The following is a 9,163-nucleotide window of genomic DNA, read 5'->3' as shown; positions in this document are numbered from 1 at the left end:
GGGGCCGACGGCGTTCCGTGTCCGGCCGTCACGCCCGGCCGGGCCTCATCCGCCGGGGACCGGCGTCGCGCCGCGCACCGCCCGGTGCACGGCGCGGGCCAGGCGGGCGCCCCACAGCGAGCGGGGCCCGGCGAAGGTGTGGGGCTCCTCCCCCGCACCCGGTACGCGGGCGGCCACGCACACCGCGTCGGTGGGAGTGCCCGAGCAGTCGTAGCCCGCCTCCAGCAGTGCCTGCACCTTGGCCTCGGTGGCCGTCATGACGGCGTTGACCAGGGCGGCGTCCGACAGCGCGACCGGGAGCGCGGCGACGACGTTGATCGTGCCCGGAGCCTGCGGGCCGCACTCCCCCGGCTCCGGCGCGGCGGCCCACCCCCGCACCCTGACACCCGAGGTGGCGACGGCGACGGCGCCGCCGTCGCACGCCCGGCCGTGGGCCTCGACGTCGGCGGCGGTCATCAGGCCGACTCCCGCCCCGTACAGGCCGGCCGAACCCGCCAGTTCGGCGAGGTGGCGTTCGGGATCGGTGCGCCGATAGCCGTGAGCCACCTGCGCGTTGAGGACCCAGCCGCGCTCCCCGATGCCACCGCCCAGCACGGCGTTGCTGATCATCCGCCACCCCGGACCGGCCGACCACACCAGCGCGGGCAGCCGTGTTCCGTCCTCGGTGCGGGTCAGCAGCCGCGGATGCAGCAGGCCGGCGTCCGTGGACGGCACGACGGAAGTCACGGGCGGGGCTCCTTGCCGACGGGGTGCCCGCCGATGGTACGCGAGGGCCGGCCGGGGTCGACGGGGCGGGGGCGGCGAACAGCGGCCGGGACGCGGTCCGTTCGCGTCGGCGGTCCCGTCGGCCGACCCAGGCCGATGTGGACCGGGCCTCCGCCGGGTGAGACGCCGTCGTCGTGGCCTGAGCCCCGTGGCCCGGCTCCTGGCGCGTGCGCCGGTGCGGCACGGAGGACGATGCGCGGTCCGGGGTGCGCCGCGGTGCATCTTTTGCGGTACCACGCGGAGTGATACGGGACAAAAATGTGTGATTCGGTGATACGTCCGGCCATGGGCTGCTGGGCACGCTGTCCGTCTTCGGCACGGTCGCGCACGACCGCCTGGTGAGCTCCACCGCGCCCTTCCCGGACGCCGTGAACACCATGTTCGGCGGCTCCTGGGGCGGAGGGGCCGTCGCGATCGCCGCGCTGGTGTCGATGACCGGGTGCCTCAACGGCTGGACGCTGCTGAGCGCGCAGACGCCGTACGCCGCGGCGCGGGACGGGCTGTTCCCGGCCGCCTTCGCGCGCCGGCGGCGGGGCGTTCCGACCGTCGGCGTCGCGGTCACCGTGGTCCTCGCCTCGCTGCTCACCGCCTACAACTACGCCTCGGGCTCGGCCAAGGTGTTCGAGATCCTGGTCCTGGTCACCACGTTCACCGCGACGGTGCCGTACCTGCCGGCCGCCGCCGCGCAGATCTTCCACCTCGTCTCGGGGCGGCACGAGCGGGTCGACCGGGCGCGGCTGGTGCGGGACACCGTGGTCGCGGCGGTCGCGGCCGCCTTCTCGATGTGGCTCGTCGCGGGCGCCGGGTACGCCGCGGTGTACCAGGGCGCGCTGTTCCTGTTCGCGGGCGTCGTCGTCCACGCGGTGATGGCGGCCCGCCGGAACAGGGCGGCGGCCTGATCCGGCGGGCCGCCCGGACCCGGCTCACGAAGCCGCGTGGGCCGGGCCGGCCGGACGGCCGCCGGGGTGGCGGTGGCGCCAGAACCAGAAGACCGCACAGGAGACGACGGCCCAGCCCGCCAGGACCAGGAACGGGAAGGCGTGTTGGTGCCCCGCGAAGTACACGGCGGTGTGCTGGGCGTTCACCGAGGCGCCGGGGGGCAGCCGGCGGCCGATGACGCCGAGCGGGGAGGGCAGCAGCGGCCAGGAGACCGCGCCGCCCGAGGACGGGTTGCCGAGCAGGATCATCAGCCCCCAGGTCGGCAGCATGGCCCAGCGCCCGAACAGGGTGTTGAACATGGAGAAGACCATGCCGGACGCGAACATGGTCAGCGCCAGGATCAGCCAGGACTCCACGAACGGCAGACGCAGCGCGCCAAGCATCCAGTCCACCACCGCGGCGATCACGAAACCGCCGAGCAGGGCGTAGGCGACGGTGAAGGCGATCCGCTCCAGCGGGTTCAGCGCGCGTGCGTGCACGCTCAGCTGGATGGCGCCGACGAAGCCGATGATGACGGCGGCGAGCGAGATGTAGAAGATCGCCAGCCCACGGGGGTCGCCCTCCTGCAGCGGCTTGAGGTCGCGGACGGTGACCGGTACGCCGGTGGCCCCGCCGACCTTCACCGCCGTCTCCCCCAGCACCTGGGCGACGCTCGCTCCGGACGCACTGGACACGTCCAGCGCGACGGCGTTCCCGGCGGGCGGGACGTCGAGCACGGCGAACACCTTCTGGTCGTCCACCGCCTGCTCGGCCGCGCCCCGGCCGTCGTACGCGCTCAGCTCCAAGGAGGCGTTCAGCGCCTTCTCCATGCCGTCGACGAAACGCCGGCCCCGCTCCTGGTCGTAGGCGCCGACGACCGCGGTGGGAACGGTGTGCGGTGTCGGTCTGGCCATGGCGTACGTGTACGAGCCGGCGAAGAGCCCGGCCGCGGCGGCGAGGATCAGCGTGAGCACGATCGCGGGCAGGAACGGCGAGCGCCGGAAGTCGGCCCAGCGCTCGGCCCGGCTGGGCGGTCGGCCATGAGCACCGTGCGACAACTCGGACATACCGCCCACGCTAGATCATCGGTGCCCTCCGCCTCTCACGCCGGGGCCGGCTTCTCGATGGAGTACATGCACTGAGGAGCACCCCACTCCACGAAGCCGCCGGCCGGCCGCATCCCGAGCGCCTCGAGCAGACGGCGCGAGCGGCTGTTGGCCTCCTGGGTGACCGCGATGACGGAGGGATCGTCCGACGGGACGTGGTCGAACGCCCAGCCGACCGCGGCTGCCACGGCCTCACGGGCACATCCCCGTCCCCAGTGCTCCGGCAGGAAGGAGTACGACACCTCCCGCCGGCCGCCGAACCGGGACTCCGGGTCGATCGACACCGAGCCGAGCACGGCCGCCTCCCGCCTCGTGGCCACGGTGAACAGATACGGCCGGCCCGCGAAGTGCCGCCGGTAGACCGGGAGGAGGTCCTGCGCGACGGGGCCGCCGAGAAAGCGCCGGACCTCGGGGTCGGTCCACAGGCGGGTGTACTCGGGGGCGTCCGCGGGTTCGGCGGGGCGCAGGATCAGCCTCGGGGTGGTGAGGACGCACGGCCAGGGTCCCGCGGGAAGAGGCAGGGGCACGACGGTGATTCTCGCACCGGCCGTTCGTGGTGCCGGTCCTCCCCGCCCGTGTGCGATGCGGGGTCCCTCGCGGGAAGCGGGGCCCGTGCCGGTGGGGGGACGGGCGGGGAGGACCGGGGATCAGCGGTGCGGGGGTCAGTCCGCCTTGTTCAGCTTGTTCAGGGCCTTGACGAGGCCGTTGGCCCACAGCTGGTTCACGCGGGCGCGCTCGTTCGCGTCCGGGTAGCGGTTGGTGCAGGACGTGCCGGGGCCGCCGCCCGACATCAGCTCGCTGCAGGGACCGCTGTAGTGGTCCGGCAGACCCAGCACGTGACCGGTCTCGTGGGCGGTGACGCGGATGGAGTCGTACTGCCGGTTCTGCGCGTAGTCGAGGAAGATGTAGCCCTTGCCGTGGCCGTTCGTGGAGGCGTAGGAGCCCCGCGAGTCGTTGCCCTCGTAGTAGGTGAAGTCGGCGCTGCCCGACGTCGCCTGGAGCTTGACGTTGGACACGGAGCTGTTCCAGATGGAGGCGGCGCTCGATATCTGCGAACGGAAGCTGGGCGCCTGGGCGGCGTTGTAGTAGACGGTCACCGCGGCCTGCAGGCCCGGCCGGGCGGCCTGCCTCTTGGCGACCGACTCCAACACGGCTTCGAAGAACGCCTCGTTGCCGGCGGCGTTCTCCGCCGAGCCGGCGTACTGGACGTACGAGGCGGCGGACCCGGACGGCGCGGATCCGGTCGCCTGGGCGCTCACCGGCAACGCGGTGCCCAGCGCGGCCGAGGCCAGGCCGAGGCCGAGCGCGAGAGCCGTCAGTCTCGTGCGGAACGACTTCATGTGGGGGAACTCCTCGTTCGTGTGGGGTGGTTCGTGCGGGGTGGTGAACGATCGGTCACGCAGGAGTGTCGGGCATACCAACGGCCCGGCGGATGATGGCAATCGGGGATAGCACGGAGCTATCGAGGACCGACTCGTGCGGTTCCGCTGGTTCCGTTGGGATTTGAACATCTGGTGTGGCGTCCGGCGCCGCCCTACGCTCCCTCCCATGGAGCTCGAGGTGAGGCACCTGCGCGTGCTGTGCGCCATCGCCGACCACGGCAGCCTGCACCAGGCGGCTCGCCGACTCGGCCTTTCACAACCCTCGTTGAGCACCCAACTGCGCCGCATCGAGCACGCCCTCGGCGGTCAGCTCTTCCTGCGCACCCGTACGGGCTGCCGCCCCACACCGCTGGGACACGCGGTACTGAGCCGCGCCAGGCCCCTCGTCGCCGAACTCGCCGCGCTCGTCACCGAGGCGAGGGCGGCGGCGGCACGCGCCACCGGCGGGCCCCAGCTGCGCATCGGCGCCACCGCCAGCCGTGCCCTGCCGGGCTGGCTGCGCCGGCTGCGCACCCGCGTGCCCCGGACCGAACCCACCCTCCAGATGGACGTGTCCGCCAACTCCCTGCTGCGCATGGTCGCCACGGGCCGGCTCGACATGGCCTTCGTGCACGAGGTCGAGGGCAGCCCGCTGCGCATCCCGCCCGGGCTGTGTCTGCGCGTACTGGTCGAGCGCGAACCGCAGTTCGTCTCACTCGCCGCCGATCACCCGGCGGCCGCGCGGCCCGAGGTACGGCTCGCCGACCTCGCCGGCGACCGCTGGATGGTCGACTCCACGGTCGACGGCGAATGGGACGCCGTGTGCCGCGCCCTGCGCGGGGCGGGGCTCGAACCCGCCATGCTGCACGGCGACTACCTCACCGCCTACTCCCTGGCCGCCACCGGCGAGGTGGTCACCGTCAGCCAGCCCACCGCACGCCCCCGCTCCGACCTCGCCATCCGGCCCCTGCAGGGCGACCCGATCGGCGTACGGCTGCTGCTCGCCGCCCGCAGCGAAGCCGAACTCGACAACGGCTACGCCGAGTTGGAAGAGGCCTACTGGGAAGCCGCCCGTCAGGCACCGGCGTACCGGGAGCGGCTGGAGCGTTCGGACACGATCCGCGCGCCCCACGCCCCGCGGCCTCCGCGGAAACGACCGGTGGGGGTCGGCCCGTAGCCGCCCTCCGGCCCGTCCGCCGTGTTCCCGGCCGTGACGACCGCGAGGCGCACCGCCGGCCGTGCCGGGGTGCGCCTCGCGCCGGTGGGTCAGTCCACCTCGACGAGCAGGTCGCCGCCCTCCACCTGCTGGACGCGGTTGATGGCCAGCCTGGTCACCCGGCCCGCCCTCGGGGCGGTGATGGCGGCCTCCATCTTCATCGCCTCGATGGTGGCCACGGTCGCGCCGGCCTCCACCTCGTCGCCCTCGGCGACCGCGAGGGTCACCACGCCGGCGAACGGGGCCGCGACATGGCCGGGGTCGGTCCGGTCGGCCTTCTCGGTGACGGGGACGTCGGAGGCCGCGGCGGCGTCGCGCACCTGGATCGGGCGGAGCTGGCCGTTCAGCGTGGACATCACGGTGCGCATGCCGCGTTCGTCGGCCTCGCCGATCGCCTGCAGCTCGATCAGGAGCCGTACGCCGGGCTCCAGGTCGACGGCGTACTCCTTGCCGGGGCGCAGCCCGTAGAAGAAGTCCTTGCTGTCCAGCACGCCGGTGTCGCCGTAGGTCTGGCGGTGGGTCTCGAACTCCCGGGTCGGGCCGGGGAACAGCAGCCGGTTGAGGGTCGCGCGGCGGGACTTGTCCAGGCCCTCACGGTCCTCGGCGGTCAGCTCCGTCACGGGCTTGGCCTGCGCGCGGCCCTTGAGGGCCTTGGTGCGGAACGGCTCCGGCCAGCCGCCGGGCGGGGTGCCCAGCTCGCCGCGCAGGAAGCCGATGACGGAGTCGGGGATGTCGAAGCGGTCCGGGGTCGCCTCGAAGTCCTCCGGTGCCAAACCGGCGCCCACCAGGTGCAGGGCGAGGTCGCCGACCACCTTGGACGAGGGGGTGACCTTGACCAGGCGGCCCAGGATGCGGTCGGCGGCGGCGTACATCGCCTCGATGTCCTCGAAGCGGTCGCCGAGGCCCAGCGCGACCGCCTGGGTGCGCAGGTTGGACAGCTGGCCGCCGGGGATCTCGTGGTGGTAGACGCGCCCGGTGGGTGAGGCCAGGCCCGCCTCGAACGGGGCGTAGATCCTGCGGACGCCCTCCCAGTACGGCTCCAGGTCGCCGACGGCCTGCAGGTCCAGGCCGGTGGGGCGGTCGGAGTGGTCGGTGGCGGCGACGATCGCCGACAGCGACGGCTGGGAGGTGGTGCCGGCCATCGACGCGACCGCGCCGTCCACGGCGTCGGCGCCGGCCTGGATCGCGGCGAGGTAGGTGGCGAGCTGACCGCCCGCGGTGTCGTGGGTGTGCAGGTGCACCGGCAGGTCGAACTCGCGACGCAGCGCCGACACCAGTGTGGCCGCGGCGGGGGCGCGCAGCAGTCCGGCCATGTCCTTGACGGCCAGGACGTGCGCTCCGGCGGCCACGATCTGCTCGGCCAGGCGGAGGTAGTAGTCCAGGGTGTAGAGGCGCTCGGCAGGGTCGGAGAGGTCGCCGGTGTAGCACAGGGCGACCTCGGCGACGGCCGTCCCGGTCTCGCGTACGGCGTCGATGGCCGGCCGCATCTGGCCGACGTCGTTGAGCGCGTCGAAGATGCGGAAGATGTCGATGCCGGTGGCGGCTGCCTCCTGGACGAAGGCGTCGGTCACCTCGGTCGGGTACGGCGTGTAGCCCACGGTGTTGCGGCCGCGCAGCAGCATCTGCAGGCAGATGTTGGGCGCCGCCTCGCGCAGGGCGGCCAGGCGTTCCCAGGGGTCCTCGGCGAGGAAGCGCAGGGCGACGTCGTAGGTGGCGCCGCCCCAGCACTCCAGGGACAGCAGCTGGGGCAGGGTCCGCGCCACCACCGGGGCGGCCGCCAGCAGGTCCTTGGTGCGCACCCGCGTCGCGAGCAGGGACTGGTGGGCGTCGCGGAAGGTGGTGTCGGTGACGCCGATGGTCGGCGACCGGCGCAGGTGGCGGGCGAAGCCGTCCGGACCGAGCTCGACGAGCCGCTGCCGGGAGCCCGCGGGCACCTCGCCGTCGGGCAGCGGCGGCAGCTTGGTGACCGGGTCGACGGAGTCGGGCCGCTCGCCGTGGGGCCTGTTCACCGTGACGTCGGCGAGGTAGGTGAGCAGCTTGGTGCCGCGGTCGGCGGAGGTGCGGGCGGTCAGCAGGTACGGGCGCTGCTCGATGAAGGACGTGGTGACCCGGCCGGCCTGGAAGTCGGGGTCGTCGAGGACGGCCTGCAGGAACGGGATGTTGGTGGCGACGCCGCGGATGCGGAACTCGGCCACGGCACGCCGCGCCCGGCCGATCGCGGCCTTGAGGTCCCGGCCGCGGCAGGTGAGCTTGACCAGCATGGAGTCGAAGTGCGCGCTGATCTCCGTACCGGCGTGGGTGGTCCCGCCGTCCAGGCGGATGCCCGAGCCGCCCGGTGAGCGGTAGGCGCTGATCCGGCCGGTGTCCGGACGGAAGCCGTTGGCGGGGTCCTCGGTGGTGATGCGGCACTGCAGGGCGGCGCCGCGCAGGGTGATGCTCTCCTGGGAGAGGCCGAGGTCGGCCAGGGTCTCGCCGGCGGCGATGCGCAGCTGGGCCTGGACCAGGTCGACGTCGGTGACCTCCTCGGTCACCGTGTGCTCGACCTGGATGCGCGGGTTCATCTCGATGAAGACGTGGTTGCCGTCCCGGTCGAGCAGGAACTCCACGGTGCCCGCGTTGCGGTAGCCGATCTCGCGGGCGAAGCGGACCGCGTCGGCGCAGATCCGCTCCCGCAGCGCGGGGTCGAGGTTCGGCGCGGGGGCGAGCTCGATGACCTTCTGGTGGCGGCGCTGCAGCGAGCAGTCGCGCTCGAAGAGGTGGATGACGTCGCCCTGCCCGTCGGCGAGGATCTGCACCTCGATGTGGCGCGGGTCGACGACGGCCTTCTCCAGGAAGACGGTGGGGTCGCCGAACGCGGACGCCGCCTCGCGGGAGGCCGCCTCGATGGACTCGCGCAGCGCGGACGGCTCCTCGACCCGCCGCATGCCGCGCCCGCCGCCGCCGGCGACCGCCTTGACGAACACGGGGAAGCCGATGTCCTCGGCGGCGCGGACCAGTTCGTCGACGTCCGTGGAGGGCGCCGAGGAGCCGAGCACCGGCACACCGGCCGCGCGGGCGGCCGCCACCGCGCGGGCCTTGTTCCCCGTCAGCTCCAGCGTGCCGGCGTCCGGTCCGACGAAGGTGATGCCCGACTCCTCGCAGGCGCGGGCGAGTTCGGGGTTCTCGGACAGGAACCCGTAGCCCGGGTAGACGGCGTCCGCGCCCGCCCGGCGTGCGGCGCGGACGATCTCCTCCACGGAGAGATAGGCGCGCACGGGATGCCCCGGTTCGCCGATCTGGTAGGCCTCGTCGGCCTTGAGCCGGTGCAGGGAATTGCGGTCCTCGTGCGGGAAGACCGCGACGGTTCGCGCGCCCAGTTCATAGCCGGCGCGGAAAGCGCGAATCGCGATTTCGCCGCGGTTGGCGACGAGCACCTTGCGGAACATTCTCTATCCCTTCGGCCTGCCGGTGAGAGGACCATGGTGGCGGGCATGCCCTCGTCACGCCATGTGAGGCGGGCCACTCACCTCCGATTGTCCCGCGCGTGTCGCCGGTTTCCCGCGGAACCGTCCGCGATCGGTAACGGCGGGATCCGAAGCCGGTCCTTCTCCGTCCTGACGGGTGTACGGGATGCACAGGCACGGTGAGGAACGGGGCGGGACATGGGGCGGCGTGGCGGGCGAGGATGGCACGGCCGGGTACTGACGGCGGCGGTCGGGGTGACGGCGGTGGCCGCCGCGGCCTCGGTGTGGACCGCGCAGGCCGGCCCGGTCGCGGGCGAGGACGCGCGTCCGGCCGTGTCGGCGCGTCCGGCCGTG

Annotated in this window: 6 protein-coding genes and 1 pseudogene; 2 read left to right on the top strand and 5 right to left on the bottom strand. The window is 73.5% G+C overall.

Annotated elements, in window-relative coordinates:
• Positions 1–45 precede the first annotated feature (45 nt).
• Entirely contained in the window at positions 46–726 is a 681-nt protein-coding gene (locus tag RH94_RS40335; RefSeq protein ID WP_073947797.1) for an adenosylcobinamide amidohydrolase, read from the bottom strand.
• A 329-nt stretch (positions 727–1,055) separates the two neighbouring features.
• Here RH94_RS40335 and RH94_RS13225 point away from each other — a divergent pair.
• Positions 1,056–1,664: pseudogene (locus RH94_RS13225) on the top strand (amino acid permease); the annotation flags it as partial.
• Between the two features lie 24 nt (positions 1,665–1,688).
• Here the strand turns inward: RH94_RS13225 and RH94_RS13220 are convergent.
• The 3 genes from RH94_RS13220 to snpA form a co-directional block, all read right to left on the bottom strand.
• The gene (locus tag RH94_RS13220) at positions 1,689–2,750 is read right to left on the bottom strand and encodes an ABC transporter permease (protein ID WP_199880940.1); all 1,062 of its coding nucleotides are present in this window, start codon (positions 2,748–2,750) and stop codon (positions 1,689–1,691) included.
• Positions 2,751–2,785: 35 nt separating this feature from the next.
• Positions 2,786–3,316, bottom strand: a complete 531-nt coding sequence (locus tag RH94_RS13215; protein ID WP_234425735.1) for a GNAT family N-acetyltransferase — start codon at positions 3,314–3,316, stop codon at positions 2,786–2,788.
• 135 nt (positions 3,317–3,451) lie between these two features.
• A complete protein-coding gene (gene snpA / locus RH94_RS13210) occupies positions 3,452–4,129 on the bottom strand; it encodes a snapalysin (RefSeq protein WP_073947796.1) in 678 nt (225 codons plus the stop codon).
• A 208-nt stretch (positions 4,130–4,337) separates the two neighbouring features.
• On the opposite strand from snpA, the gene RH94_RS13205 reads away from it, so the two are divergent.
• Entirely contained in the window at positions 4,338–5,327 is a 990-nt protein-coding gene (locus tag RH94_RS13205; RefSeq protein WP_073947795.1) for a LysR family transcriptional regulator, read from the top strand.
• A gap of 89 nt (positions 5,328–5,416) precedes the next feature.
• On the opposite strand, the gene RH94_RS13200 is transcribed toward RH94_RS13205, so the two are convergent.
• Positions 5,417–8,791: a pyruvate carboxylase gene (locus tag RH94_RS13200; protein WP_073947794.1), complete on the bottom strand. Its 3,375-nt coding sequence runs from the start codon at positions 8,789–8,791 to the stop codon at positions 5,417–5,419.
• Between the last annotated feature and the right edge of the window lie 372 nt (positions 8,792–9,163).

It is taken from the genome of Streptomyces kebangsaanensis, from assembly GCF_001906585.1.
Taxonomy (GTDB): domain Bacteria; phylum Actinomycetota; class Actinomycetes; order Streptomycetales; family Streptomycetaceae; genus Streptomyces; species Streptomyces kebangsaanensis.
This window is presented reverse-complemented; position numbering and strand designations above follow the sequence as displayed.

Excerpts from the sequence above, each read along its gene's own strand:
- RH94_RS13220 (WP_199880940.1), bottom strand. The coding sequence starts at position 2,750 with ATGTCCGAGTTGTCGCACGGTGCTCATGGCCGACCGCCCAGCCGGGCC.
- snpA (WP_073947796.1), bottom strand. The coding sequence starts at position 4,129 with ATGAAGTCGTTCCGCACGAGACTGACGGCTCTCGCGCTCGGCCTCGGC.
- RH94_RS13205 (WP_073947795.1), top strand. The coding sequence starts at position 4,338 with ATGGAGCTCGAGGTGAGGCACCTGCGCGTGCTGTGCGCCATCGCCGAC.
- RH94_RS13200 (WP_073947794.1), bottom strand. The coding sequence starts at position 8,791 with ATGTTCCGCAAGGTGCTCGTCGCCAACCGCGGCGAAATCGCGATTCGC.